Genomic DNA, 24,971 nt, shown 5'->3' with positions numbered 1-24,971 from the left:
GAGCTTGTCGAAGTGCACACGAGCACACCCGCCCTTCGACAGGCTCAGGGACCGGGGTAGCAGCCACTGAGCCAGCCCCGGTCACTGAGCTTGTCGAAGTGCACACGAGCACACCCGCCCTTCGACAGGCTCAGGGGCTGGATATCAGTCACTGAGCCCGTCGAAGTGCCGATTACTTCGCGAGGAAGGCGAGCAGCTGCTCGTTGACCTCGCGGTAGTGGGTCCAGAGCATGCCGTGCGGCGCGCCCTCGATCTCGACGTACTCGGCGGAGGGCAGCGCCTTGGCGAACACGCGACCGGTCGAGTCGATCGGCAGGACGCGGTCGCCGGTGCCGTGCACGATGAGCGACGGGACGTCGATCTTCGCGACGTCGGCCCGGAAGTCGGTCAGCCAGGTCGGCTGAGCCGCGACCGAGGCGTACGGCGACGCGTTGTAGGCGAGCTGCGTGTTGGCCCGCAGCGCCTCCTCGCTCAGGCGCGAACCGAGGTTCTCGTCCGTGTTGAAGAAGTTCTCGAAGAAGCTCGTGAAGAACGCGTAGCGGTCGTCGGTGACGGCGGCGAGAAGCCCGTCGAACACGTCCTGCGGGACGCCCGTGGGGTTGTCATCGGTCTGCAGCAGGTAGGGCTCGAGCGATCCGAGGAAGACGGCCTTCGCGATGCGCTCCGAGCCGTAGGTGCCGAGGTAGCGGCCGACCTCGCCGGTGCCCATCGAGAAGCCGACGAGGACCGCGTCGTTGAGGTCGAGCCCGTCGACGACGGCCTTGAGGTCCGCGGCGAAGGTGTCGTAGTCGTAGCCTTCGGTGGGCTTGGAGGACTTGCCGAAGCCGCGGCGGTCGTAGGTGATGACGCGATAGCCGGCGTCGAGGAGCGCCGCGGTCTGCTTCTCCCACGACGAGCCGTCGAGGGGGTAGCCGTGGATGAGGACGACGGGCTGGCCGCTGCCGTGATCCTCGACGTAGAGCTCCACGGAGGTGCTGTTCTCGGTTCCGACGGTGATGAACGACATGGTTCGATTCCTTTCGTCTTCTGCGTCCGGGCTCGTCGCCCGATTCCACGCCCCGAGTTGAGAACGATCGTTCTCTTCGGTGTCCATCAGCATAGGGAACGATCGTTCTCAACGCAAGTACACTGGTGGAATGACCAGCGAACAGACGATGACGATCGCGTCGCCGAGCCCGGCAAGCACACCCGCGACGCCGGCCTCCGTGCGCGACATCATCGTCGACGCCGCCGACCGCCTGTACTACGCGAAGGGCATCCAGTCCGTCGGCATGGACGAACTGCGCTCGGCGGCCGGCGTGTCGTTGAAGCGCCTGTACTCGGAGTTCCCGAGCAAGGAGGACATTGTCCTCGCGGTCATGGAACGTCGACACGAGCTCTGGACCACCGGCGTCAGCGCGCTCGTGGACGACGCCGAGACGCCCCGCGACCGACTCCTCGCGATCTACGACTACCTGGCGGGCTGGTTCAGTGACGACTCGTTCCGCGGCTGCGGCTTCATCAACGCCTTCGGGGAGCTCGGGGGCGTCTCGCCTGCGGTCGCAACCATCACCCGCGAACACAAGGCGTCCTTCCAGGACTACGTCGCCGACCTCGTCGCCGACGCCGGCGCGCCGGCATCACTCGCCCCACAGCTCGCGATCCTCGCCGAGGGCGCCCAGACCACCGCTGCCATCACGGGCTCTCCCGAAGCGGCGCTGCACGCTCGTCGCGCCGCCGAGACGCTCATCGACGCCGCCTCCTAGGGATTCGTTCGCCCACAAATGGGCGAGCGGGACCTCTCTCGCCCGGAAATGGGCGAGCGGATGTGGTCAGGCCACGCTCTGATATATTTTCCGCTCAGAACTCCCCCGGGTTCCACGCGCCGTCGACGCGTCCCACCTCAATGGAGAGAGAGCATGTCCTCACCAATCGGAACACCTGCACCCAGCATCGGATCCCCCGGCTCCCGACCACCGAAGGCCTTCCTCGGCCTCTCCGGTCCACTGCTCTGGGGATACGTCGCGATCGCCTTCTTCATGACCGGCGACGGGCTCGAGCAGGCGTTCCTCTCGGACTTCCTCGTGACGAGCGAGGGCTTCAGCACCGACCAGGTGGGCTCGCTCTTCACCGTGTACGGCCTGATCGTCGCGATCGGCGCGTTCGCCTCCGGTGTGCTGGCCGAGTACTTCGGACCGCGGCGCATCATGATCGCCGCCGCCGCGGGGTGGGTCGTCTTCCATGCCGGCTTCGTGTACTTCGGCATCATGCAGCACGACTTCGCGATGATGATGGTGATGTACGCCATCCGTGCCGTCGCCTACCCGCTATTCGTCTTCGGGTTCGTCGTGTGGATCTCCTACGCCGCCCCGCAGGACAAGCTCTCGTCCGCGATGGGCTGGTTCTGGTGCTCGTACTCGGTCGGCGTCGGCGTGTTCGGGTCATATCTGCCGAGCTTCACCATCCCGGCGTTCGGAGCCGTCGAGACGATGTGGGGCGCGATCGCCTTCATCGCGGTGGGCGGCGTGCTCGCGGGCGTCCTCGTGCGCGGCAAGGGACCGGAGACCTCCGAGCCCCGCACCCTCCGGGGCCTCGGCGAGACCCTCGCGACCACGATCGCCCTGCCGTTCCGGAACGTCCAGCTCGCCTACGGCATGCTCCAGCGCGTCATCAACCAGATCTCGCTCTACGGGTTCATCGTCATGCTGCCGATCGTCTTCGTCCGCGACATCGGCTTCGAGCAGGGCACCTGGCTGCAGCTGTGGGGCCTCGTGTACATCGTGACGGTGTTCACGAACCTCCTCTGGGGCATCCTCGGCGACCGCATCGGCTGGATCCGCACCGTCCGCTGGTTCGGGAGCCTCGGCATGTTCGCGTCCACGCTCCTGCTCTACTTCATCCCGCTCGTCGTCGGGCCGAACCCCTGGCTCACGGGGATCGCCGTCGTCATGTTCGGGTTCGCGGTCGCGGCCTATGTCCCACTGTCGGCGCTCATGCCGGCGCTCGAGCCGAACCACCGTGGCGGCGCGGTCGCACTCCTCAACCTCTCCGCCGGACTCTCGCAGTTCGTCGGGTCGCTGCTCGTCACCCTGCTCTGGACGTCCTTCGGCACCACGGCGACCGTCATCGCGCTCGCCTGCACCTACCTCGTCGGGTTCGCGGTGACGTTCCTGATGCGGGTCGACCAGGACGCCCTGGCGAAGGCGGAGACGACTCGGAGTATCCCGACGGTGCCCCAGCACTGAGCCAGGACGGCCCAGCATGACAGCGGCCCGGCGCGCATCCACCGATGCGCTCCGGGCCGTCGTCGTCATCGCCCGTCAGATGAGCGTGTACCCGCCGTCGATCCGGAAGCTCTGCCCGACGACGTAGGAGGAGCGCTCTCCGGCGAGGTAGACGACGAGGTCGCCGAGCTCGTCCGGCTCACCCATCCGGCCGGCCGGGATCCGCGACACCCAGTCCTCGGCCATGTCCGGATTGGCGGCGACGAAGTCGCGCGTCATGTCGCTCGCGAAGTAGCCCGGCGCGATGGCGTTGACTCGGATCCCCAGCGGCAGCCACTCGATCGCGAGACTGCTCGTGAGCATGGAGACGGCGGCCTTCGAGGCGTTGTACGCGGCCTGCGTCTGCGGCACGTTCACGGCGAAGGCTGACATCGAGGACACGTTCACGATGCTCGCGAGGTGGCCGGCGTCGCGACGGTCGGCGACGAAACGTCGCGCGAACTGCCGGGAGACGAGGAAGGTCCCGGTGACGTTCACCCGGAAGAGCCGGTCCCAATCGGCCACCTCGGTGTCGATCGCGCGGGCACCGTGCGTCATCCCGGCGCTGTTGACGAGGATGTCGGGCGTCCCGAGGGTATCCGCGACGTGGTCGAGCGCGGCGTTCACCGACCCCTCGTCGGTGACGTCGACCGGGAGCCCGATCACCGCTGACGAGACCTGCGCATCGAGGACCGACGCGGCGTCGGCCACCGTCTCCAAGCGGTCCAGGAGGGCGATCTGAGCGCCGGCTTCGGCGAGCGCCGTGGCCATCGCGAGCCCGAGCCCGCGGGCCCCTCCGGTGATGATCGCCGTGCGACCGGCGAGGACTGGTTCGTGTGTGGTTTCCATGGCGTCATTCTAGAAACTCCAGATGCTCATATATCTCCGCTCGTCCGTAACTCAGGACGCTCGCGGCGCGCCGCGCACGCCACGCCGCGTCATGTCGGCGACGCGCCGGGATGCTCCTGAGTTGGGAACCGTTCGGCACCCTCCCCGCTGTGACATCCTGTTGAGACGGACACGAACGGACACGTCCGACACTGATGAGCAGGGGGCGGCATGGCCACGACGGGCACGCTCGGCGCCGAAGAACGACGGACCCGACTGACGGCGATCCTCGAACGCGACGGCACCATCCGCCTCGACGACGCGGCTACAGAGCTCGACGTGTCCTCGATGACCGTGCGACGCGACCTCGCCGACCTGGAGCAGCTCGGCCTGGTGCGGCGCGTCCGGGGCGGCGCCATCCCGACCCTGCGACCGAGGACCTTCACCGAGCGGTCCGCGACGGGCGTCCGCGAGAAGGGCGCGATCGTCGAGAAGCTCCGGTCACTCATCCCGACGGACGGCGCGATCGCGATCGACGCCTCCAGCACGGCCGGCGGCATCAGTCGACTGCTCGGCGAGTCGACCCTCACGGTGGCGACCAACTCCTACCCGAACTTCCTCCTCGCCGGCGCGAACCGCGAGGTCACCGCGATCCTCGTCGGCGGCCAGGCCGAGTCGCGCACCGACAGCTTCATCGGTCCCATCGCCTGCCAGGCGGCGTCATCGGTGCTCTACCGGCGCTTCTTCCTGTCGGCAGCCGCCATCGACCCGACCGTCGGCAGCTCGGAGGTCACCCTCGAAGAAGCGCAGGTCAAGCAGGCGTTCGCCCGAGCCTCGGACGAGACGATCCTCGTCGCCGCATCCTCGAAGCTGGGGCAGCGCGCGATGGCGGTCGGCTTCGCCCTCGCGGACGTCGACCTCCTCGTCACGGAACTCGACCCCGCCGACCCCGCGCTCGACGCCTACCGCGACGCCGTCGAACTGCTCTGAGCACCCGGCCCCACACGTCCCGTTCTCAGGAGTCACCGCGCACGTCGCTCCGCGACGACCGCAACGCGCCGAGGCTCTCCTGAGATCGGGACATCCGCCATTGCGACATCTGTGACTTCTTGTCATACTTAACACGATCGAACACTGGGCATGGACGTGCCCCGACGAAGGAGTGCGAATGTCCGTGAACCCAACCGCTGCAGAGCTCATCGCCCGCAGCAACCGCCTCGGGAGCGACCCGAAGAACACCAACTACGCCGGTGGCAACACTTCGGCCAAGGGCACCGAGATCGACCCCGTCACGGGCGAGCCGGTCGAGCTCCTCTGGGTCAAGGGCTCCGGCGGCGACCTCGGCACGCTGAAGCCCGAGGGTCTCGCGGTCCTCCGCCTCGACCGCATGCGCGCCCTGCAGGACGTCTACCCCGGCCTCGACCGCGAGGACGAGATGGTCGCCGCCTTCGACTACACCCTGCACGGCAAGGGTGGCGCGGCCCCATCGATCGACACCGCCATGCACGGCCTCGTCGACGCGGCCCACGTCGACCACCTGCACCCCGACTCCGGCATCGCCATCGCGACCGCGTCCGACGGCCCCGAACTCACCGCGAAGATCTTCGGCGACAAGGTCGTGTGGGTCCCGTGGCGTCGCCCCGGCTTCCAGCTCGGCCTCGACATCGCCGCCATCAAGGCCGACAACCCGCAGGCGATCGGCACCATCCTCGGCGGGCACGGCATCACCGCCTGGGGAGACACCTCCGAAGAGGCCGAGGCGAACTCGCTGTGGATCATCGACACCGCGGCCGCCTACATCGAGGCGAACTCCCGCCCCGAGCCCTTCGGTCCGGCGCTCGACGGCTACGCAGCCCTGCCCGAGGCCGAGCGTCGTGCGAAGGCGGCGGCCCTCGCGCCCACCATCCGCGGGCTCGCCTCCGCCGACCGCCCCGTCGTCGGCCACTTCACCGACAGTCCCGAGGTCCTCGACTTCCTGGCCTCGGCTGAGCACCCGCGCCTCACCGCGCTCGGCACGAGCTGCCCCGACCACTTCCTCCGCACCAAGGTGAAGCCACTCACGGTCGACCTGCCCGCCACGGCGAGTATCGAGGACGTCATCGAGCGCCTCGGCACCCTGCACGAGGCCTACCGCGAGGACTACCAGGCCTACTACGACCGCCACGCCACGGCCGCCAGCCCGGCGATCCGCGGTGCCGACCCGCTCATCGTCCTCGTCCCGGGCGTCGGCATGTTCAGCTTCGGCAAGGACAAGCAGACCGCCCGCGTCGCCGGGGAGTTCTACGTCAACGCCATCAACGTCATGCGCGGGGCCGAGGGACTCTCCACGTACGCGCCGATCGACGAGGCCGAGAAGTTCGCGATCGAGTACTGGGCGCTCGAGGAGGCGAAGCTGCAGCGGATGCCTGCGCCGAAGCCACTCGCGACCCGCATCGCGCTCGTCACCGGTGCCGCATCCGGCATCGGCAAGGCCATCGCCACGCGTCTCGTCGCGGAGGGCGCGGTCGTCGCGATCGCCGACCTCTCGCTGGAGAAGGCGCAGGCTGCGGCTGCCGAGCTCGGCACCACGGACGTCGCGATCGGCATCGCCGCCGACGTCTCGAACGAGGCCGCCGTCCAGGCCGCGATCGACGAGACGGTCCTCGCCTTCGGCGGGCTCGACCTCGTCGTCAACAACGCGGGCCTCTCGCTGTCGAAGTCGCTCCTCGAGACCACCGAGGCCGACTGGGACCTCCAGCACAACGTCATGGCGAAGGGCTCGTTCCTCGTCTCGAAGGCCGCCGCACGCGTGCTCATCGATCAGAAGCTCGGCGGCGACATCGTCTACATCTCGTCGAAGAACTCCGTGTTCGCCGGCCCGAACAACATCGCCTACTCCGCGACGAAGGCCGACCAGGCCCACCAGGTCCGCCTCCTCGCCGCGGAGCTCGGCGAGTACGGTGTGAAGGTGAACGGCATCAACCCCGACGGCGTCGTCCGCGGCTCCGGCATCTTCGCCTCGGGCTGGGGTGCGAACCGCGCGAAGACGTACGGCATCGACGAGCAGGACCTCGGCAAGTTCTACGCGCAGCGCACCATCCTCAAGCGCGAGGTCGTCCCCGAGAACGTCGCGAACGCGGTCTTCGCGATCTGCACGAGCGACTTCAGCCACACGACCGGACTGCACATCCCCGTCGACGCGGGTGTGGCCGCAGCCTTCCTGCGATGAGCGCGGCAGGCCGGAGCGGCACCGTCGCGGCGGTCGACCTCGGGGCCACGAGCGGGCGGGTCATGCTCGGCCACGTCGGCCCCGGCGAGCTGCGCCTCGTGCCGGTCGCCCGGTTCCCGAACACGCCCGTCCGCACGCCGGACGGCCTGCACTGGAACATCCTCGAGCTGTACCGCTCGATCATCGCGGGGCTGTCGGGCGCAGCGAAGCAGGAGCCGCACCTCGCGAGCATCGGCATCGACTCGTGGGCGGTCGACTACGGCCTGCTCCGGCAGGGGCGCCTCCTCGGCGCACCGTTCCACTACCGCGACGAACGGACGGCGGCGGGTGTCGAGGCGGTCCACGGAACGATCCCCTTCGCCGACCTCTACCGCGTGAACGGCCTGCAGTTCCTGCCGTTCAACACCGTCTACCAGCTCGCGACCGAGCGCGACGCCGGCATGCTCGACGTCGCCGACACCGCGCTCCTGATGCCCGACCTCATCGCGCACTGGCTGACCGGTGCCCGTGTCGCCGAGGCCACCAACGCGTCGACCACCGGCCTCGTCCACGCCGGCGAACCGACCAGGTGGGACGCCGGACTCCTCACCCGACTCGGCATCCCGGCGGCAGTTCTCCCGCCGATCGTCCAGCCGGGCGATCGGATCGGGACGCTCCTCGAAGCGGTCGCCGCCGAGGTCGGCCTGTCCGCGTCCACGCCCGTCACCGCCATCGGTTCACACGACACGGCTTCAGCGGTCGTCGCCGTCCCGATGACGACCCCGGATGCCGCCTACATCTCGTGCGGCACCTGGGGACTCGTCGGGGTCGAGCTCGAACGGCCGGTCCTCACCGAGGCGAGCCGCGCGGCGAACTTCACGAACGAGGGCGGCGTCGACGGACGCACCCGCTTCCTGCACAACGTGATGGGACTCTGGCTCCTGAGCGAGTCGGTGCGCACCTGGGAGCGCGGCGGCGAGACGATCGACCTGCCCGGGCTCATCGCCCAGGCCGCCGCGGTCGACGCACCCGTCTCGGTGTTCGATGCGAACGACCCCCGGTTCCTCGCCCCCGGTGACCTGCCGGCGCGCATCGCCGAGTTCCTCATCGAGCACGGGCGCGCCGTCCCGCAGTCCCGTGCCGAGTTCGTCCGGTGCATCATCGAGAGCCTGGCGCAGGCGTTCGCGGATGCGGTCCACACGGCCTCCGAGCTGTCCGGGGTCCAGGTGCGGGCGATCCACGTCGTCGGCGGCGGATCCCAGAACACGCTCCTGTGCCAGCTGACGGCCGACCGAGCGGGGATCCCCGTCATCGCCGGCCCGGTCGAGGCGACGGCGTTGGGGAACGTCCTCGTCCAGGCCAGGGCGGTGGGGATCATCGACGGCGACCTCGAGTCCCTGCGCGCCCTCGTCGCCCGTTCCTTCGAGCCGACGCGCTACGAGCCGCGCAAGCCTGCCGGCTCCACGTCCGTCAGCCGGTAGCGTCGCAGCATGACCGCTTCTCCACTCATCGTCAGCCTGCCCGCCGACCTGCGCGAGGAGGTGCTGTCGCAGGGCCCCCTCCCCGAGGGCGTCGAGTTCGTCGAATGGGATCTGCGCACGGAACCTCCGGTCGAGCACATCGACCTCGTCGTGCCCGTGTACCTCGGCTCGAACAGGCCGCTCGCGAACGTCGCCGCGGTGACGCCGAAGCTCGTCCAAGTGCAGTCGATCGGTTATGACGGCCTCGCGGACCTCCTCCCCGCAGGCATCACCCTCGCCAACGCGGCGACCGTGCACGAGGCCTCGACGGCGGAGCTCACGGTCGGCCTCATCCTCGCCTCGCAGCGCGGCATCCCGGACTTCGTGCGCGCCGAGCGGACGGGCGAGTGGCTGCAGAGCCAGCGCCCGAGCCTCGCCGACCGCCGCGTGCTCCTCATCGGGTACGGCGGGGTCGGCGCGGCCATCGAGGAGCGGCTGCTCCCGTTCGAGGTGGAGGTCACCCGGGTGGCGTCGAGCGCACGGGAGGACGAGCGAGGGCCGATCCACGGCATCGACGAACTGCCCGGACTCCTGCCACACGCCGAGATCGTCATCGTCGTCGTGCCACTCACCGACGGCACCCGCGGCTTGATCGGAGACGACTTCCTGGCGGCACTGCCCGACGACGCCCTCGTCGTGAACGTCGCCCGCGGCCCCGTCGCCGACACCGACGCACTCGTGGAGCACGCGACGAGCGGTCGCATCCGACTGGCGCTCGACGTGACGGACCCCGAACCGCTGCCCGCCGACCACCCGCTCTGGTCCCTGCCGAACGTGCTCGTCTCCCCGCACATCGGAGGCGCGACGAGCGCCATGCTGCCGCGGATGGCGCGTCTCCTGCGTCGACAGATCGAACATCTGTTGGCCGACGAGGAGCCGGAGAACATCGTCCTCCGCACCTGAGTTCCTGACGCCCGGGCACGTGCCCGCGCTCGCGGCACGCCCTGCGACACGGGCCACGGGCGCGGGCACGTGCCGCGACGGAGAAAAGTTCACAAGGGGCTCGCATTGAATCGGTTCAAGAGGTAGGGTTTGTGGTCTGACCACACCGCAGTGTCGAAGGAGGATCGATGAACGCACCAGCGACGGCCGCGGCCCCGGCGACGCCGCCCGCCACCGCAGCAGCGGAGCCCCGGGCCTGGGAGGTCGTGCTCGCCCGCATCGAGTCGGACCTCCTCAGCGGTGTCCTCACCCCCGGCGACCGCCTGCCCGGCGAACGACAGCTCGCGATCGATCTCGGCGTCGGTCGGTCCAGTGTCCGCGAGGCGATCCGCGTCTTGGAGGTCCTGGGCCTCATCCGCACCCACACGGGATCCGGCCCCACCGCCGGCGCGATCATCGTCGCGACGCCGTCCGGCGGCATGGCCACCCTCATGCGGCTCCAGGTCGCCGCGCAGGGCTTCGCCGTCCAGGACGTCGTCGACACCAGGCTCGTGATCGAGACCGCGGTCGTCCACAGCCTCGCATCACGTGCCGAAGCGGCCGTCCCCGATCTCGCCCACCCCGAGTCCCTGCTCGACGCGATGGACCAGCCCACCCTCACGGAGGCCGAGTTCCTCGCCCTCGACGCGCAGTTCCACCTGTCGCTCGCCGAGGCGGAGGGCAACCAGGTCCTCGTCGCCACGATGTCGGGCCTCCGCGACTCCATCGAGCGCTACGTCCTGGCCGGTGTCCCCCAACTGGCGTCGTGGTCAGCCACCGCCGACCGCCTGCGCGCCGAGCACCGGGGCATCGTGGAAGCGATCCGCAATGCCGACGCCGAGCTGGCCCGCCAGTCCGTCCGCTCCCACATCACCAACTACTACCAGGCTCGCGAACTGTCAGAAGACGACAGTCCGCACCCCTCGACACCCACCTCAAGCGACAGTTCGCGGAAAGAAGAGACAGACCATGGTTGAACGCCGCATCCCCAAGCCCCACGACCTCCTGCCGCTCATGCAGTTCAAGAAGCCGGAGTTCAACGCCCGCCGGCGACGCCTCGCGGCCGCCACCACCATCGCCGACCTGCGCACGATCGCGAAGAAGGTCACGCCGACGGCACCCTTCGACTACACCGACGGCGCCGCCGAGGGCGAGATCTCGCTGGCCCGGGCACGGCAGGCGTTCCAGGACATCGAGTTCCACCCGGCCGTCCTGAAGAACGTCGCGAACGTCGACACCGGCTGGGACGTCCTCGGCGAGCGCGTCGCGTTCCCCTTCGGCATCGCTCCCACCGGCTTCACCCGCATGATGCAGACCGAGGGCGAGCGCGCGGGAGCCTCCGCCGCAGCGGCCGCGGGCATCCCCTTCACCCTGTCGACCATGGGCACGACCTCGATCGAGGACGTCAAGGCGGCGGCACCCGGTGGCCGCAACTGGTTCCAGCTCTACATGTGGAGTGAGCGCGAACGGTCGATGGCGCTCGTCGACCGCGCGGCAGCGGCCGGCTACGACACCCTCGTCGTGACGGTCGACACCCCCGTCGGCGGCGCCCGCCTGCGCGACGTCCGCAACGGCATGACGATCCCGCCGTCGCTCACCCCGAAGACCATCGTCGACGCGCTCCCCCGCCCGGCGTGGTGGATCAACTTCCTCACCACGGAGCCGTTGGCCTTCGCGAGCCTCGACCGCTGGTCGGGAACCGTCGCGGCGCTCATCGACACGATGTTCGACCCGACCGTCGGTCCTGACGAGGTCAAGTACATCCGCGAGCAGTGGAAGGGCAAGCTCATCGTCAAGGGCGTCCAGTCGGTCGCCGATGCGAAGCTCGCCGTCGACCTCGGTGCGGACGCCGTCCAGCTCTCCAACCACGGCGGCCGCCAGCTCGACCGCGCGCCGATCCCGTTCCACCTCCTGCCGAGCGTCGTGCGCGAGGTGGGCAAGGACGCCGAGGTGCACCTCGACACCGGCATCATGAACGGCGCCGACATCGTGGCGTCCGTCGCGCTCGGTGCGCGCTTCACCTTCATCGGCCGCGCGTACCTGTACGGACTCATGGCCGGTGGGCGCGAGGGCGTCGACCGCGCGATCCAGATCCTCTCGGGCGAGATCGTGCGCACGATGAAGCTCCTGGGTGTCGCATCGCTCGAGGAGCTGCAGCCGCACCACGTGACCCAGCTGTCGCGGTTCACGACGCTGCAGCCGATGCCGGAGCAGTCGTCGCTCAGCGCCGGTCGGCCGGCAGGCGCGAAGCCCGCGACATCGGCGGCTCGGAAGGCTCCGGCCCGGAAGCCGGCGGCCGCGAAGGCCTGACCGCCCGACCGAACGCGGTCACCGCCGCACTCCACGGGTTGTCCCCGATGTCCTCCGTCGCTCCGTCGGGAACGATGGAACCGTCCCGACGGTCGCAGCACGTGCGCCGTCGGGCCGGTGTTCGACGATCTGGAGGCGACGGTGGCACAGCTCCTCGTGATCGGTGGGAGCGGCCGCACCGGGCGACTCATCATCGGCGAGGCTCTTCGCCGCGGCCACTCGGTCACCGCCCTCGTGCGCGACCCCGCAGCCGTCGTCCCCGGCGACCGGCTGACGGTGGTCCAGGGGTCTCCCCTGCGGAGCGAGGACGTCGAGGAGGCCATGCGTGGCGCGCAGGCCGTCATCATCGCCCTCAGCAACATCGGCTCGTCGGACTGGCCGTGGGCGCGCCAGGTGAGTCCTCCCGATCTCATCTCGAACGCCGTGCGGGTCGTGACGGACGCGATGCGGTCGCGTGGCCTCCGCAGAATCGTCCTCCTCTCCGCACTCGGTGCCGGCGAGTCGGTCCGGAGCGTCCCCGCCGGCCTGCGGTGGGCGACGCACTTCCTCCGACTCGGCACCGTCTACGCCGATCACGAGCAGGCGGACGCGTTCCTCCGCCGCTCGGAGCTCGACTGGACTATCGTGCACCCGACCGTGCTCTCGGCCAGCGACGCCCGACGCCCGGTCGTGTCGTCACCGCCGGGAAGCTGGCCGAGCTCGCTCCGGATCCCTCGCTGCGACGTCGCCGCGTTCCTCGTCGACGCGGTCGACGACGAGGACCTCATCGGCTCGGCCCCGGTCATCTCCTCGGGTCCGCGCCGCAGCTGACGGCGCGCCCGCCGACGGGCGCCCCCGCGACTCAGGAGCCGGCGGCCGCCCGTGACGCTGCAGGACGACGCCCGATGATGCGGTCCGTCAGTTCGCAGACGCCCCACCAGGTGACGCGGAGCATCGCCTCGACGACGATGCCGCTCGTCATCTTGGAGGCCCCGAGCGTCCGCTCGGTGAAGGTGATCGGCACTTCGACGATCCGTAGGCCGGCGCGGTTCGCGTGCCAGAGCATGTCGACCTGGAAGCCGTAGCCGTGGCTGTGGACCTCGTCGAGCTGCAGCCGACGCAGTGCGTCAGCGCTGAACACGCGGTAGCCGCCGGTCACGTCCCGCGCGGGGAGCCGGAGCGCGAACCGGGCGTAGGCACTGCCGACCCGCGAGATGGCCTCGCGATGCTTGGGCCAGTTGACGACGGTGCCGCCCGGGACCCAGCGCGACCCGAGGACGACGTCCGCGTCCGCGGTGGCCGCGAGGAGGGCCGGCAACTGCTCGGGGGCATGGGATCCGTCGGCGTCCATCTCGACCACATTGCCGAATCCGCGCCCGAGTGCCCAGGAGAAGCCGGCCTTGTACGCGGCGCCGAGCCCTTCCTTGCCGGTGCGGTGCAGCACGTGCACCGCGTCGTCCTCGGCGGCGAGCCGGTCGGCGATCGCTCCGGTACCGTCGGGCGAGTTGTCGTCGACCACGAGCACCTGGACGGAGGGAGCGGCGACACGGACGCGCGCGACGATCCTCTCCAGGTTCTCGCGTTCGTTGTAGGTGGGAATGATGACCACCGTGGAATCCATGTGCCGTCCTCGTGTCTGCTCAGCCAGCGTAGCGCGCTGAACAGGACCGTATCGGCGGCCTCCGACTGGACGGCCGGACGCTCAGGAAACGGTCGGCGAACGTCCGGCTGGGGGTCAGTTGTTGCTGGCGAAATGCGCTGGGATGAAGATGGCGAGCGCGATCATGAGGATGCCACCCATGAACCAGGCGGCCTGCAGGACGTCCGTGCGGAACGCCTCGCCGAACGCCCACATGCCGCCGGCGAACAGGGCGAAGGCGATCACGACCCAGAACCCCGTCGCATCGCTCAGGGTGCCGGAGCGCCCTGCGTTGGCGCGTTCGTGGTCACGTCGTTCTCCGGCGTCCATGGGTGCCCTTCCTCAGGTTCAAGCGGTCAGTGCAGGTATACGCCGCCCCACTGGCACCCGCAACCCCTCGACACCGACCCCGGTGCCTGAGACCGCACCAGGCCTCTCAGAGCGCACAACGCCGGTCCCTGAGCTCGTCGAAGGGTTACCCGCGCAGCTCCAGCGTGCAGCACTTCACGCCGCCACCGCCGAGGAGCAGCTCGGACAGGTCGACGCCGATCGGCGTGTAGCCGCGCTCGCGCAGTTGACGCTCGAACCCGACGGCCCGCGCGGCGATGACGACCTCGCGACCGTTCGAGATCGAGTTGAGGCCGAGGACGGCTGCGTCCTCGGTGCTCACGTGGATCGCGTCGGGGTAGCGCTGCTCGAGGATGCGGTTGCTCGCCTCGTCGAACGCGGTCGGCAGGTAGGCGATGTTCGCGGGCGAGCCGTCTGCGGGAGCCACCGGGTCGAGTACGGCGATCGCGGTGTCGAGGTGGTAGAAGCTCGGGTTCACGAGGTTGAGGGTCACGACCTCGCGGTCGAAGATGCGCCGCACCTCGTCGTGGCTGCGGGGATCGGTGCGGAAGCCGGTCCCGGCGAGGATGGCGTCGCCGACGAGCATGATGTCGCCCTCGCCCTCGTTCACGAACTCGGGGCGCTCGACGCGGAAGCCGTTCGCCTCGAACCACTCCATGTAGGCCGGCCCCTCGGGGATGCGCTCCTCGTAGGTGAACTTCGCCCCGTAGGCGATGCCGTCGAGCGTGAAGCCCCCGTTCGCCGCGAACACCATGTCCGGCAGGCCGTCGAGCGGGTCGATGAGGTCGATCCGGTGGCCGAGATCGAGGTAGGCCTGGTGCAGCTGTTCCCACTGCGACACCGCGAGCGAGGTGTCGGTCGGGTCGTCCGGGTTCATCCAGGGGTTGATCCGGTAGCTGACGGTGAAGCGGTCCGGCCGGCACATGAGGTACCGGCGACGGTTCGCGACGCGGGTGCCGGTCGTGGCGTCCTGCGTGGTGGGGGTGGGGTGGTTGAGCGTCGACGACACGTCGGCCTCCAAACGAGCGAGGGTCGGCGGACGAGGTCCAGGGGCCCGGGGGCACGCCACGTTCATCATTGCATGCGATTCGCAGCGTTTTCACGGAGTATGGCGCAGGAATGCTGCGAAGTGGCAGCTTTTCGCGCAATGATTGCGCTTACACTGAGTCTCATGGACAACCTCGACCGCGGCATCATCGACCTGCTCCGACAGAACTCACGCGCCGGCTACGGCGACATCGGCACGGTCGTGGGCTTGTCGGCCTCAGCGGTGAAGCGACGCGTCGACCGCCTCGTCGCCGACGGGGTCATCCAGTCGTTCACGATCCAGGTCGACCCCACGGTCGACGGCATGCAGACAGAAGCCTACGTCGAACTCTTCTGCCGCGGCACCGTGTCCCCCAACGAGCTGCTGCGGATCCTGTCAGGCGTCCCGGAGGTCGTCGACGCGGGCACCGTCACCGGCAGCGCCGACGCCATCGTGCACATGCGGGCCCGCAACATCCCAGCCCTCGAGGACGCCCTGGAGAAGGTGCGGATCGCCCCCAACGTCGACCACACCCGCAGCGCGATCGTCCTCACCCGCCTCATCCACCGCCACATCGACTGACCCCTCCCCCGGCCCGCGAACTGTCACCAACGCACAGTGCGGCTCGTCCGAAGTCGCCATTCGTGACCGTTCGCGGGCAGGATGGGCGGATGGAGTGGACGATTCAGGCGGGGACCAGTGTGTTCGAGCAGCTGCGGACGCAGGTGGTCGAGGCCGTCCGCGACGGACGGCTGGCGACCGGCGCGAAGCTTCCGACGGTGCGCGGGCTGGCCGACGAGCTGGGGATCGCACCGAACACCGTCGCGAAGGCGTACCGGCTACTCGAGACCGACGGGGTCATCGAGACCCGGGGGCGCGCTGGGACGTTCGTGTCAGCGCACGGCGACGCGATCGACCGGCAGGCGCAGCTGGCAGCGGCGGCGTACGCGGACCGCATCCGGGACCTCGGCGTCTCGCCGGAGGACGCCGTGGCGCTCGTTGAGGCCGCGCTCCGCGCCTGACGTCGTTTCGCCCTTCGACAAGCTCAGGGACCGGGGAAGGGACTTCGAGACCGGCCCGACTCAGATGACGCTCTGGGACCACGGATCGGGATTGCCGAACCGGTGCGCCGTGATCGAGATCGCCTGCTCGCGCAGGAACGGCAGCAGCTCCACCCGTCCGGCCTGCGTGACCGGTCCCGCCCAGATCGCGATCTCGGGATCGCCGCCGAGCGCCTCTGCGAGGCGCTTCGCGAGCGGCTCACGCTCGGAGGCCTCCGTTCCGGGTTCCGCCTCCGCGACCGTCTCGGGACGCGGACCGACGATCCGCACCCGGGTCGCGACCGGTGGCTCCTGGCCGAGCTCGCCCGTGTCGATCGACCCGCGGGCCGCCGTCCGGGTCAGCCACTGCTCGTCGGTCTCGAGCGAGACGGGGATGCTCAGCTCGGACAACCAGTCACGGACCTCGCGCGGCAGCCGCCCGCCGAGACTGACGGTGAACCGCGACCGCGACCGCACCGCGGCGATGAGGACCCGCAGTGCATCGCCCAGGTCGGCCCCCGACGCGACGCGCACCGCGACCGGAACGGGCCGGTAGCGCAGGAGGTTCCGTTCCACGCCGAGCTGCGAGACGTCCTTCACCTCGCCGAACTCGTTCCCCCACGCGATCGCGTCGCTGAGCGCCGACCGCCGCAGTACGTCGAAGGCTTCGTAGGTGAGCGACGGCTGGGCCGCCTCGATGAGCTTCACGATGCGGGTGTCGAGCCCGCGGAGGTGCAGGCTGCGGCTCGCCGATCCCGGATCCGGCCGCCACTCGCCGAGCCCGAACAGGTAGTTGGGGCCCCCGGCCTTCGTGCCGGTCCCGACCGACGAGCGCTTCCACCCGCCGAAGGGCTGGCGCTGCACGATCGCACCGGTGATGCCCCGGTTGACGTACAGGTTGCCCGCCTCGACGGTGTCGAGCCATTCCCCGAGATCGACCGGGTCGAGGGTGTGCAGGCCCGCGGTCAGTCCGTAGGGGGTCACGTTCTGCAGGGCGATCGCCTCGGTGAGGTTCGCGGCCTGCATGACACCGAGGACCGGTCCGAAGTACTCGGTCAGGTGGAAGGGCGAGCCGGGCTGGACACCGGTGCGGACCCCCGGCGACCAGAGGCGCTCGCTCGGCCGGCCGAAGTTGACCGACGAGTCGTCGAGCAGCTTCGGCTCGACGAGCCACTTCTCGCCGAGGCGCAGCTCCGTCAGCCCGGCGAGGAGCTTCTCCCCCGCCGGCTCGACGATCGGCCCCATCTGCGTGCGCGCATCGGACGGCCAGCCGACCCGGAGCGAGCGGACGGCGTCCTCGAGCTGCCGCAGGAAGCGGTCGGATCGTGCCACCGAGCCGACGAGGATCACGAGCGACGCGGCCGAGCACTTCTGCCCGGCGTGCCCGAAGGCGCTCTTCACGATGTCGGCGACGGCGAGATCGAGGTCGGCGCTCGGCGTGACGATGATCGCGTTCTTCCCGCTCGTCTCCGCCAGCAGCGGCAGGTCGGCACGCCACCCACGGAACAGCTGCGCCGTCTCGAAGGAGCCGGTCAGGATCACCCGGTCGACGGACGGGTGGGAGACGAGCCGACGACCGAGGTCGCCCTCCTCCACGTCGGCGAGGACGAGGAGATCGCGCGGCACCCCGGCGTCCCAGAGCGCCTCGACGACCACGGCTGCGCACCGCTTCGCCTGTGGAGCGGGCTTGATGATCACTCCGCTGCCGGCGGCGAGCGCCGCGAGGACGCCTCCGGCCGGGATGGCGACGGGGAAGTTCCAGGGTGGCGTCACGACCGTGAGCGCGGAGGGGACGAAGCTCGCGCCGTGCACGCTCTCGAGCAGGGGCGCGTTGGCCGCGTAGTAGTGCGCGAAGTCGACGGCCTCGCTCACCTCGGGATCGGCCTCGGCGATCGTCTTGCCGGTCTCGCTCGCCATGACCTCGATGAGGTCTGCCCGACGGGAGGAGAGGACCCGAGCTGCAGCATGCAGGACGGCGGCCCGTTCGGCGGCGGGGCGCGCACCCCATCGCTCACCGGCGGCGCGGACCATCGTGATCGTGCGGTCGAGGACGCGTGGGTCGTCGATGGCGGCGGCAGCGACCGCGGCGCCACCGAGGGTCGACTGCGGGACGCGTGCCAGGATCGACGCTCCCCACGCCCGGTTCGCCGCGAGCGAGGGGTCGGTGTCGGCGGTGTTCTCGAAGCCCGGGGCGCCGTCGACGACACCACCACGCTCCGAGCGGGAGAAGACCGCCGTCTCGACGTACGCGGAGGACGGGTCGGCGTGGAAGCGGTCCTCGCCGCCGCTCGATCCGCGTTCCAGCCCGAGGACCTGCTGCGTGAGTCCCGCGTCGGGCGCCTGCGCGGGATCGCGGAAGCGGTCGTCCCCATCGTTGTCGGGCAGCGGTGCCTCCGGGGCCTCCGCGGCGCGGTCCTGCGTCCGGTTGGGGGTCGGCACCTGCCCGGCGGTCTCGTCGAGGGCGTCGACCGACGCGAGGAACCGACGTCGCTCGCGCGCGAACAGGGTCGGCTTCTCGGCGAGCTCGAACACCGCCGACATGAAGTTCTCCTCGCTGGCGTTCTCCTCCAGACGGCGGACGAGGTAGGAGATCGCGACGTCGAACTCCTTCGGGTTCACGACGGGCGTGTACAGCAGCACCGTCCCGACGTCCCGCTTGATGGCCTCGACCTGACCGGTCGCCATCCCCAGCAGCATCTCGAAGTCCACCCGCTCACGCACACCGCGGTCGCCCGCGAGGAGCCACGCGTAGGCGATGTCGAAGAGGTTGTGCCCGGCGACCCCGACCCGCACGACATCCGTGTGCGCGGGCGTGAGCGCCCAGTCGAGCACGCGCTTGTAGTTGGTGTCGGTCTCGCGCTTCGATCCGGTCGTCGCGAGCGGCCAGCCGTGGATCGCCGCGTCGACCCGCTCCATCGCGAGGTTCGCGCCCTTCACGAGCCGCACCTTGATGGGCGCACCGCCGGCGGCCACGCGCTGCTTCGACCAGGCGGTGAGCTGCATCATCGCCTCGAGGGCGTCTGGCAGGTAGGCCTGGATGACGATGCCGGCCTGGTACTGCAGCAGCTGCGGCTGGTCGAGGAGTCGGGTGAAGACCGCGATCGTGAGGTCGAGGTCGCGGTACTCCTCCATGTCGAGGTTGATGAAGGTGCCGGTCGTGAGCCCCTCCTCGTAGAGCGGCACGAGGCGTCGGACGATGCGGTCGACGACCTGCTCGAACGACCACATGGAGAGCTGGCTGGCGATCGACGAGACCTTGATGGACACGTAGTCGACGTCGGGGCGCTGCAGGAGCTCGCGGGTGCCGGCGAGCCGCTTCGCCGCCTCGCCCTCGCCGAGGACGGCCTCCCCGAGGAGGTTCAGGTTGAGTCGGGAACCGTCGGCGCGCAGTTTCGCGATCGCGTTGCCGAGCTCACGAGGACGGCTGTCGACGATGAGGTGGCCGACCATGCCCCGGAGGACGCGGCGCGCGGCGGGGACGACGACCCAGGGCAGGACCGGACCGACCAGACCGCCCGTGCGGACGGCGGCCTGCTCGTACCAGGGCAGGAATCGCGGCGTCCGACCGGCGAGGGCGGCGAGGGCGTTCCCGGCGACGAGGGGGTCCTCCGGGCGCATGACGCCGTCGACGAAGCCGACGGTGAACTCGAGGCCGTTGGGGTCGCGCAACACCCCGGCGAGCCGCTCGGCGGCGGGATCGGTCGGAGCTTCCGCCCCTTCGTCGACCCATTTCGACGCGAGGGCGATCGCACGATCCGCGAGTCCGACCGGTTCGGTGGGACCCTCGTTCGCAACGTTCGCCATGCTGCTCAGCCTATGCTCCGATCCGGCGATCCCAGCTGAGGCTCGCGAGTACACGCCCGGCGGCTGAGCACCCCATCGCCGAGCGCCCCACTCCGCGGTCCCTGAGCACCCCACTCCCCGGTCACTGAGCCTGTCGAAGTGCGCCTGCGAATAGGGTGTGGTCATGCATTTCGTCGAGCAGTACGACGCCGTCATCGTCGGCGGCGGGCACAACGGCCTCACCGCCGCCGCCTACCTCGCACGCGCGGGCAAGCGCGTCCTCCTCCTCGAGCGCCTCGACCACACGGGTGGAGCAGCCGTCTCAGAACGTCCGTTCCCCGGCGTGGACGCGCGCCTGTCCCGGTACTCGTACCTCGTCAGCCTGCTGCCCCAGCGGATCATCGACGACCTCGGGCTCGACGTCCGGCTCGTCCGGCGCCGCTTCTCCTCGTACACGCCCGACCCCGCGAACCCGGGCACGGGTCTCCTGATCGACAACCGTGACGACGACGCCACGGTCGCGTCGTTCGCGTCGATCGGGCATCAGGAGGACGCCGCGGGTGTCGCCGAACTGCACCGTCGGATCGGGCACCTGGCCTCGGTGCTCTGGCCGACGGTGCTCGAGCCGCTCCGCAGCCGTTCCGATGCGCGTGACGCGGCGATCGCCGCCGCCGCGGACCTCGGGGTGCCGGCCGCGGAGGTCGTGTCGATCTGGTCGGCGGTGTTCGACGAGCCGATCGGCCGTGCCATCGAGGGCGCCGCGCTGTCCGACCTCGTCCGCGGTGTCGTCTTCACGGATGCGCTCATCGGCACCTTCGCCCGCGCCGACGACCAGACCTTGCAGCAGAACATCTGCTTCCTGTACCACCTGATTGGCGGCGGGACAGGCGACTGGGACGTCCCCGTCGGCGGCATGGGCGCCGTGACGGATGCGCTGCGCCGAGCGGCCGAGGAGGCCGGTGCTGAGATCCGGACACTCGCCGAGGTGACCTCCATCCAACCGGAGCACGGGCTCGTCGCCTACGTGGACCTCGCCGCGGAGGCGGAGCTCGAGGCGACCGAACCGATGTCGACGCTGGATCGGTTCCGGCCCCGCCCCGGAGTCGTCGTCCGCGGCGAGTGGATCCTGTCGGGTGCGGCCCCAGTGGTGCTGGAGCACCTCCTCGACCCGACGGCGGAGCAACGGGCGGCCGCAGCCGCATTCGCCGCGTGGTCGGCAGCGCGGGGGACGCCTGTGCAGTGGAGTGATGCCGACGCGATCCTCGGCACGGCGCCAGCGCCGGAGGACGGTGTCCCGCATCCCGAGGGCGCCCAGGTGAAGGTGAACCTGTTGCTGCGGAGACTCCCCAAGCTCCTCGACCCGGCCGTCGATCCGGCGGCGGCGTTCGGCGGCACCTTCCACATCAACGAGGGCTGGGCGCAGCTGGAGCACGCCTACCGCGAGGCCGAGGCCGGCCGGATCCCCGACCCGCTACCCTGCGAGGTCTACTGCCACACCCTGAGCGACCCGAGCATCCTCTCGCCTGAGCTGCAGGCCTCGGGGGCGCAGACGCTCACCGTGTTCGGCCTCCATGTGCCGCATCGGCTCGCGGTCGCTGCGGACGCGGTTCCCGGCGGCCACGACGCCTTCCGTGACGCGCTGCAGACCGCGGTACTGCGATCGTTGGACTCGGTGATCGCGGAACCCATCGAGGACTTGCTGCTGCTCGACGCCGAGGGGCGGCCCTGCATCGAGACGCGGACGACGCTCGACCTCGAGCGCTCCCTGGCGATGCCGGGCGGGAACATCTTCCACGGCCCGCTGTCGTGGCCGTTCCTCGAAGACGACGCCCCGCGGACGACAGCGGCCGAGCGGTGGGGTGTCGCCACGGCTCACCCGCGGGTCCTGCTCTGCGGCGCCGGGGCCCGACGCGGTGGCGCGGTCAGCGGACTGGGTGGGCACAACGCCGCGATGGCCGTCTTGGACGCCTGAGCCGCACGCCGCAGAACGCGCTGCCGCGCTCAGTGGTGACGGTGGTCCTGGATGGTGATCTTCGGGCCACGACGAGGCTTGTGGATGCCGCTCCGGCCGATGAGCCGGAGCACCCGCTGCCGATGACCAGCCCAAGGCGCGAGCAGCTCGAGCATGCCGTCGTCGTCCACCGGTGAGCCGGTGAGCGCTTGCCCCACCGAGGCCGCGAGGTGGTAGTCGCCGACGCTCACCGCGTCGGGGTCGCCGTGGGCTCGGAGCGTCACTTCGGCGGCCGTCCACACGCCGATGCCCGGCAGGCTCTTGAGGCGCCGCGACGCGTCGTCGGGGTGCTCATCGAGCGTCCGCTCGATCGCGGAGGCGAGTCGCGACGACCGCACGACCGTCTCCGACCGCTGCGGCCCGACACCCGCCGTATGCCACTCCCAGCTCGGGATCATCCGCCAGGTCTCGGCGGAGGGCGCGACGACCATACCCTCAGGGGCTGGACCGGGGGCGGCATCGCCGTGTCGGCGCACGAGCAGTCGCCACGCACGCCACGCTTCGAGTGCGGTGACCTTCTGCTCGAGGATCGACGGCACGAGCATTTCAAACACGAGTCGGTTGCGACTCAACCGCAGACCCGGGTTCCGTCGGGACACCTCGGTGAGCAGCGGACTCCGGCTCACGTCGAGTTCCGACCAGTCGTCGTCGCGGCCGAGCAGTTCCGGCACACCGGCGATCATCCACTCGGCGCCCGGACCCCAGGCGGCCGCCTCGACCTCGCCGTCGCGGACGGTCGAGACGTACAGGGTCGCGCCGCCCTGTGGGGTGCGCGCCGTCAGCCAGACCCCGCCAGGCGTTCGGCGATAGCACGGGCCGTCGCCTCCCCGGGCGATGAGGCGCAGGGTGCTGTGGACGTCGAGTGGACCGCCCGGGCGGTACACCGTCCGAACCGGCTCCGCCACGCGCGACGCCGGTCCGGTCGGCTGCAGCGCGGCCTCGATGGACGACAGCGAGGGAGCGGCGAGCGATGCAGAGGCGGACATGGTGGTCACCCTACGTGGTGACCACCGACATCCGGCGTCGCCGACGGCGGCCGAGGATCGCGAAGACACCCCGACCGCCGCCGCTCCGCTATCGCACCAGGCGGAAGTCATACCCGGCCTGATCGATGAACGTTCCGTTCACGCGTTGTTCGACGCGTCCGCCCTGGTAGCGGGCCGGGAGGTAGTCCCGACTCCATTCGATGGTCCACGAGCCCGAGGAGTCGGCCTTCGTCGTCCCGAGTCGGGTGCCCCAGGCTCCGATGATCTCGATGTCGGCCAGTGGCGTCGCCGTGCCGGTGAACACGGGCCGCGTACCGGTGAGGGTGTCTCCGATCTTCGGCGACGTCACCCTGAGGGCGGACGCGACGGTGAAGTCGTAGACCGAGCGATGCGTCTCGACGCCACCGACGATCTGTCGGACGGTGCCACCCGCGTACCGGGCGGGGAGCAGCGACTTGTTCCAGGTGATCGTCCAGCGTCCGCTCGCGGCGACCGCCTCGGTGGTGCCGACGAGATCGCCCCAGGCGCTCCAGATCTCGAGCCTCGCGCCAGGCTGTGCCGTGCCACTGAACTCGGGCACGGACGAACCGATGACACCACCGGTCGCGGGCGATTCCACGACGAGCGGGGCGACGACGGCGCGGGCTGCCACGGTGAAGTCGTACGGCGCACGGGACTGCTCGACACCGTCGATCTCCTGGCGCACGGAGCCACCGCTGTACCGGCCCGGGGTCAGGCTCTTGTTGATCGGTGCCGCCCAACGATGGTCGTCTCCGACCTCGGCCGAGGCGATCTCCGTCCCCCAGGCGCCGATCACCCGGATGGTCGCGCCAGGCTCACCACGACCACTGAACACCGGGACGGCGGTCTCGACGGTCTCTCCGATGGCGGGCGAGAGCAGGGTGACGTCCTCGACCGGGCCCGGCTCGGGCGTAGCTTCCCGATACGTGAATCGGAGCGGTGCAGTGGTGCGCTGTTCCTCGAAGACCTGGGTCGCGGTCGCGGCGTACGCACGCGGTTCGAGGGTCCGGAGCGATTGCTGGCTCCAGGCACCGCTTCCGTCCACGTCGACATCGACCAGCGCCACACCCGTCGCGTCGTCGAGGACGGTCACCCGCGCGCCAGGTTCTCCGAGACCTGAGAACACCGGACGCGGATCGTCCACTGTGGCGTCGAGTGCGGGCGTTCGGACCGTCACCGCAGTGACGACGCGGTAGGTCAGCGACCAGTTCGCGGTCGAGTCGTCGGAGCGTTGACGAACCCTACCGGACTGCGCGCCGGGCGCGAGATCGCGGGTCGGAACCGCGGACCAGGTGCTACCGGCGGTGACCGTGGCCGTGGCGAGCGGTTCGCCCGTCGCGTCGAGGACCTCGACGACCGCGTCAGGCGTCCCGTGTCCGCTGAACGCCGGACGCGGGTGCCGGACGACGGAACCGGGGGTCGGAGCGTCGAGGGTGACCGGGATCGCGACCGGGACGGGGTCGAGCCCCTCCGGTGTGATCCGATCGGCGTCCGCGACGGCCCCGAAGCCACCCACGGCCAACCTGCCGTCGAACTGACGGAGGAAGCCTCCTGCTCCGCCGTTCGAGACGAGACCGTATCCGCCGACCCGGCCGTTCGCGAAGGCTTCCCAGCCCCATTGCTGCGCGGTCGAGCCGGTGCAGACCGCCGGGTACACGTACTTGTACGCCTGCGACGGGTCGGGCTGGAGGCACCTCGTGACGCCTCCGACCGTGGTGGTGACCGGGCCGGACGCGTCCACCGACGGGAACGTCCAGCGGCCGGATGCGGCGAGCGCTTCATCGAGCGTGGCGTGCAGCGTCACCCTGGCCGGGTTCAGCACGTCGGTCGAGCCACCCACCGCGAAGAAGGCGTCCGGACCGGAGGGGAACCCTTGGCCGACGAACCGCCCGTCGAGCGAGGACGGCGCTGGGAGCGCGTCAGGAGCGGGTCCGGCCGCGAGGGCGGGCGGACCAGTGAGCAGGCTCACCGTCATGCCGAGCAGGCTCACGACGACGATGGGGAGGGAGAGCTTCATGGGCGATGGGTGACCTTTCGCAGGGGTGCGCCCGAGACGGCCCGGGGGAGAGCCGCCCGGACGCACCGGCGGAGCGTTCGCGAACGAACGCGGTCAGCCTACAAGTATTCCA

The 24,971-nt window shown here is 70.2% G+C and carries 20 protein-coding genes; 12 read left to right on the top strand and 8 right to left on the bottom strand.

Annotated features, from left to right (window positions below; translation table 11 throughout):
• Positions 1-172: 172 nt before the first annotated feature.
• Entirely contained in the window at positions 173-1,006 is an 834-nt protein-coding gene (locus CCK91_RS18125; protein ID WP_086475226.1) for an alpha/beta fold hydrolase, read from the bottom strand.
• Positions 1,007-1,154: 148 nt separating this feature from the next.
• Between CCK91_RS18125 and CCK91_RS18120 the strand changes: the two genes are divergently transcribed.
• Together CCK91_RS18120 and CCK91_RS18115 are read left to right on the top strand one after the other, a co-directional pair.
• Positions 1,155-1,745 (top strand): TetR/AcrR family transcriptional regulator, encoded by a 591-nt coding sequence (locus tag CCK91_RS18120; protein ID WP_086475350.1) that lies wholly within the window; start codon positions 1,155-1,157, stop codon positions 1,743-1,745.
• Positions 1,746-1,898: 153 nt separating this feature from the next.
• Positions 1,899-3,224 carry an MFS transporter gene (locus CCK91_RS18115; protein WP_086475225.1) on the top strand — a complete coding sequence of 442 codons (1,326 nt, stop codon included), beginning with the start codon at positions 1,899-1,901 and terminating at the stop codon, positions 3,222-3,224.
• 75 nt (positions 3,225-3,299) lie between these two features.
• Here CCK91_RS18115 and CCK91_RS18110 read toward each other — a convergent pair whose 3' ends face one another.
• A complete protein-coding gene (locus tag CCK91_RS18110; RefSeq protein ID WP_086475224.1) occupies positions 3,300-4,091 on the bottom strand; it encodes an SDR family NAD(P)-dependent oxidoreductase in 792 nt (263 codons plus the stop codon).
• 210 nt (positions 4,092-4,301) lie between these two features.
• Here CCK91_RS18110 and CCK91_RS18105 point away from each other — a divergent pair, with 210 nt between their 5' ends.
• From CCK91_RS18105 to CCK91_RS18075, 7 genes are all read left to right on the top strand, one after another.
• Positions 4,302-5,060 carry a DeoR/GlpR family DNA-binding transcription regulator gene (locus tag CCK91_RS18105; protein ID WP_086475223.1) on the top strand — a complete coding sequence of 253 codons (759 nt, stop codon included), beginning with the start codon at positions 4,302-4,304 and terminating at the stop codon, positions 5,058-5,060.
• Positions 5,061-5,238: 178 nt separating this feature from the next.
• Positions 5,239-7,278: a bifunctional aldolase/short-chain dehydrogenase gene (locus CCK91_RS18100; protein ID WP_086475222.1), complete on the top strand. Its 2,040-nt coding sequence runs from the start codon at positions 5,239-5,241 to the stop codon at positions 7,276-7,278.
• On the top strand, positions 7,275-8,738 hold the full coding sequence (locus CCK91_RS18095) for a rhamnulokinase (RefSeq protein ID WP_086475221.1): 1,464 nt from the start codon (positions 7,275-7,277) through the stop codon (positions 8,736-8,738). Before CCK91_RS18100 ends, CCK91_RS18095 begins: the two co-directional genes overlap by 4 nt.
• A gap of 9 nt (positions 8,739-8,747) precedes the next feature.
• Positions 8,748-9,680 carry a 2-hydroxyacid dehydrogenase gene (locus CCK91_RS18090; RefSeq protein ID WP_086475220.1) on the top strand — a complete coding sequence of 311 codons (933 nt, stop codon included), beginning with the start codon at positions 8,748-8,750 and terminating at the stop codon, positions 9,678-9,680.
• 167 nt (positions 9,681-9,847) lie between these two features.
• A complete protein-coding gene (locus tag CCK91_RS18085) occupies positions 9,848-10,675 on the top strand; it encodes a FadR/GntR family transcriptional regulator (RefSeq protein ID WP_086475219.1) in 828 nt (275 codons plus the stop codon).
• Positions 10,668-12,008 carry an alpha-hydroxy acid oxidase gene (locus CCK91_RS18080; RefSeq protein ID WP_086475218.1) on the top strand — a complete coding sequence of 447 codons (1,341 nt, stop codon included), beginning with the start codon at positions 10,668-10,670 and terminating at the stop codon, positions 12,006-12,008. The genes CCK91_RS18085 and CCK91_RS18080 overlap by 8 nt, the downstream gene beginning before the upstream one ends.
• A gap of 141 nt (positions 12,009-12,149) precedes the next feature.
• Positions 12,150-12,818, top strand: coding sequence for an NAD(P)-dependent oxidoreductase (locus tag CCK91_RS18075; RefSeq protein WP_159453469.1), 669 nt, complete (start codon positions 12,150-12,152; stop codon positions 12,816-12,818).
• Positions 12,819-12,849: 31 nt separating this feature from the next.
• Here CCK91_RS18075 and CCK91_RS18070 read toward each other — a convergent pair whose 3' ends face one another.
• The 3 genes from CCK91_RS18070 to ddaH form a co-directional block, all read right to left on the bottom strand.
• Positions 12,850-13,608: a polyprenol monophosphomannose synthase gene (locus tag CCK91_RS18070; RefSeq protein WP_086475216.1), complete on the bottom strand. Its 759-nt coding sequence runs from the start codon at positions 13,606-13,608 to the stop codon at positions 12,850-12,852.
• A 114-nt stretch (positions 13,609-13,722) separates the two neighbouring features.
• Complete coding sequence (locus CCK91_RS18065) at positions 13,723-13,956, bottom strand: hypothetical protein (RefSeq protein WP_086475215.1); 234 nt, start codon at positions 13,954-13,956, stop codon at positions 13,723-13,725.
• A 145-nt stretch (positions 13,957-14,101) separates the two neighbouring features.
• The gene (gene ddaH / locus CCK91_RS18060) at positions 14,102-14,983 is read right to left on the bottom strand and encodes a dimethylargininase (protein WP_369821916.1); all 882 of its coding nucleotides are present in this window, start codon (positions 14,981-14,983) and stop codon (positions 14,102-14,104) included.
• Between the two features lie 162 nt (positions 14,984-15,145).
• Between ddaH and CCK91_RS18055 the strand changes: the two genes are divergently transcribed.
• Positions 15,146-15,583 carry an Lrp/AsnC family transcriptional regulator gene (locus CCK91_RS18055; protein WP_079706386.1) on the top strand — a complete coding sequence of 146 codons (438 nt, stop codon included), beginning with the start codon at positions 15,146-15,148 and terminating at the stop codon, positions 15,581-15,583.
• 89 nt (positions 15,584-15,672) lie between these two features.
• Positions 15,673-16,023: a GntR family transcriptional regulator gene (locus CCK91_RS18050; protein WP_086475214.1), complete on the top strand. Its 351-nt coding sequence runs from the start codon at positions 15,673-15,675 to the stop codon at positions 16,021-16,023.
• A gap of 60 nt (positions 16,024-16,083) precedes the next feature.
• Here CCK91_RS18050 and CCK91_RS18045 read toward each other — a convergent pair whose 3' ends face one another.
• Positions 16,084-19,845 carry a proline dehydrogenase family protein gene (locus CCK91_RS18045; RefSeq protein ID WP_086475213.1) on the bottom strand — a complete coding sequence of 1,254 codons (3,762 nt, stop codon included), beginning with the start codon at positions 19,843-19,845 and terminating at the stop codon, positions 16,084-16,086.
• A gap of 163 nt (positions 19,846-20,008) precedes the next feature.
• Here CCK91_RS18045 and CCK91_RS18040 point away from each other — a divergent pair, with 163 nt between their 5' ends.
• On the top strand, positions 20,009-21,796 hold the full coding sequence (locus CCK91_RS18040; RefSeq protein ID WP_086475348.1) for a phytoene desaturase family protein: 1,788 nt from the start codon (positions 20,009-20,011) through the stop codon (positions 21,794-21,796).
• Between the two features lie 29 nt (positions 21,797-21,825).
• Here CCK91_RS18040 and CCK91_RS18035 read toward each other — a convergent pair whose 3' ends face one another.
• Together CCK91_RS18035 and CCK91_RS18030 are read right to left on the bottom strand one after the other, a co-directional pair.
• A complete protein-coding gene (locus tag CCK91_RS18035; RefSeq protein WP_242664610.1) occupies positions 21,826-22,821 on the bottom strand; it encodes a DNA-3-methyladenine glycosylase family protein in 996 nt (331 codons plus the stop codon).
• An 88-nt stretch (positions 22,822-22,909) separates the two neighbouring features.
• Entirely contained in the window at positions 22,910-24,859 is a 1,950-nt protein-coding gene (locus tag CCK91_RS18030; protein WP_086475212.1) for a hypothetical protein, read from the bottom strand.
• Between the last annotated feature and the right edge of the window lie 112 nt (positions 24,860-24,971).

Source organism: Plantibacter elymi (nom. nud.) (assembly GCF_900177795.1).
GTDB classification, from domain to species: Bacteria; Actinomycetota; Actinomycetes; order Actinomycetales; family Microbacteriaceae; genus Plantibacter; species Plantibacter elymi.
Note: the sequence above shows the minus strand (reverse complement) of the source record. Positions and strands in the feature narration are given on the sequence as shown.

Coding starts and splice junctions, on each gene's coding strand:
- CCK91_RS18065 (WP_086475215.1), bottom strand. CDS start 13,956: ATGGACGCCGGAGAACGACGTGACCACGAACGCGCCAACGCAGGGCGC.
- CCK91_RS18095 (WP_086475221.1), top strand. CDS start 7,275: ATGAGCGCGGCAGGCCGGAGCGGCACCGTCGCGGCGGTCGACCTCGGG.
- CCK91_RS18085 (WP_086475219.1), top strand. CDS start 9,848: ATGAACGCACCAGCGACGGCCGCGGCCCCGGCGACGCCGCCCGCCACC.
- CCK91_RS18070 (WP_086475216.1), bottom strand. CDS start 13,608: ATGGATTCCACGGTGGTCATCATTCCCACCTACAACGAACGCGAGAAC.
- CCK91_RS18100 (WP_086475222.1), top strand. CDS start 5,239: ATGTCCGTGAACCCAACCGCTGCAGAGCTCATCGCCCGCAGCAACCGC.
- CCK91_RS18110 (WP_086475224.1), bottom strand. CDS start 4,091: ATGGAAACCACACACGAACCAGTCCTCGCCGGTCGCACGGCGATCATC.
- CCK91_RS18055 (WP_079706386.1), top strand. CDS start 15,146: ATGGACAACCTCGACCGCGGCATCATCGACCTGCTCCGACAGAACTCA.
- CCK91_RS18125 (WP_086475226.1), bottom strand. CDS start 1,006: ATGTCGTTCATCACCGTCGGAACCGAGAACAGCACCTCCGTGGAGCTC.
- CCK91_RS18040 (WP_086475348.1), top strand. CDS start 20,009: ATGCATTTCGTCGAGCAGTACGACGCCGTCATCGTCGGCGGCGGGCAC.
- CCK91_RS18050 (WP_086475214.1), top strand. CDS start 15,673: ATGGAGTGGACGATTCAGGCGGGGACCAGTGTGTTCGAGCAGCTGCGG.
- CCK91_RS18105 (WP_086475223.1), top strand. CDS start 4,302: ATGGCCACGACGGGCACGCTCGGCGCCGAAGAACGACGGACCCGACTG.
- CCK91_RS18115 (WP_086475225.1), top strand. CDS start 1,899: ATGTCCTCACCAATCGGAACACCTGCACCCAGCATCGGATCCCCCGGC.
- CCK91_RS18045 (WP_086475213.1), bottom strand. CDS start 19,845: ATGGCGAACGTTGCGAACGAGGGTCCCACCGAACCGGTCGGACTCGCG.
- CCK91_RS18080 (WP_086475218.1), top strand. CDS start 10,668: ATGGTTGAACGCCGCATCCCCAAGCCCCACGACCTCCTGCCGCTCATG.
- CCK91_RS18120 (WP_086475350.1), top strand. CDS start 1,155: ATGACGATCGCGTCGCCGAGCCCGGCAAGCACACCCGCGACGCCGGCC.
- CCK91_RS18030 (WP_086475212.1), bottom strand. CDS start 24,859: ATGAAGCTCTCCCTCCCCATCGTCGTCGTGAGCCTGCTCGGCATGACG.
- CCK91_RS18035 (WP_242664610.1), bottom strand. CDS start 22,821: ATGTCCGCCTCTGCATCGCTCGCCGCTCCCTCGCTGTCGTCCATCGAG.
- CCK91_RS18090 (WP_086475220.1), top strand. CDS start 8,748: ATGACCGCTTCTCCACTCATCGTCAGCCTGCCCGCCGACCTGCGCGAG.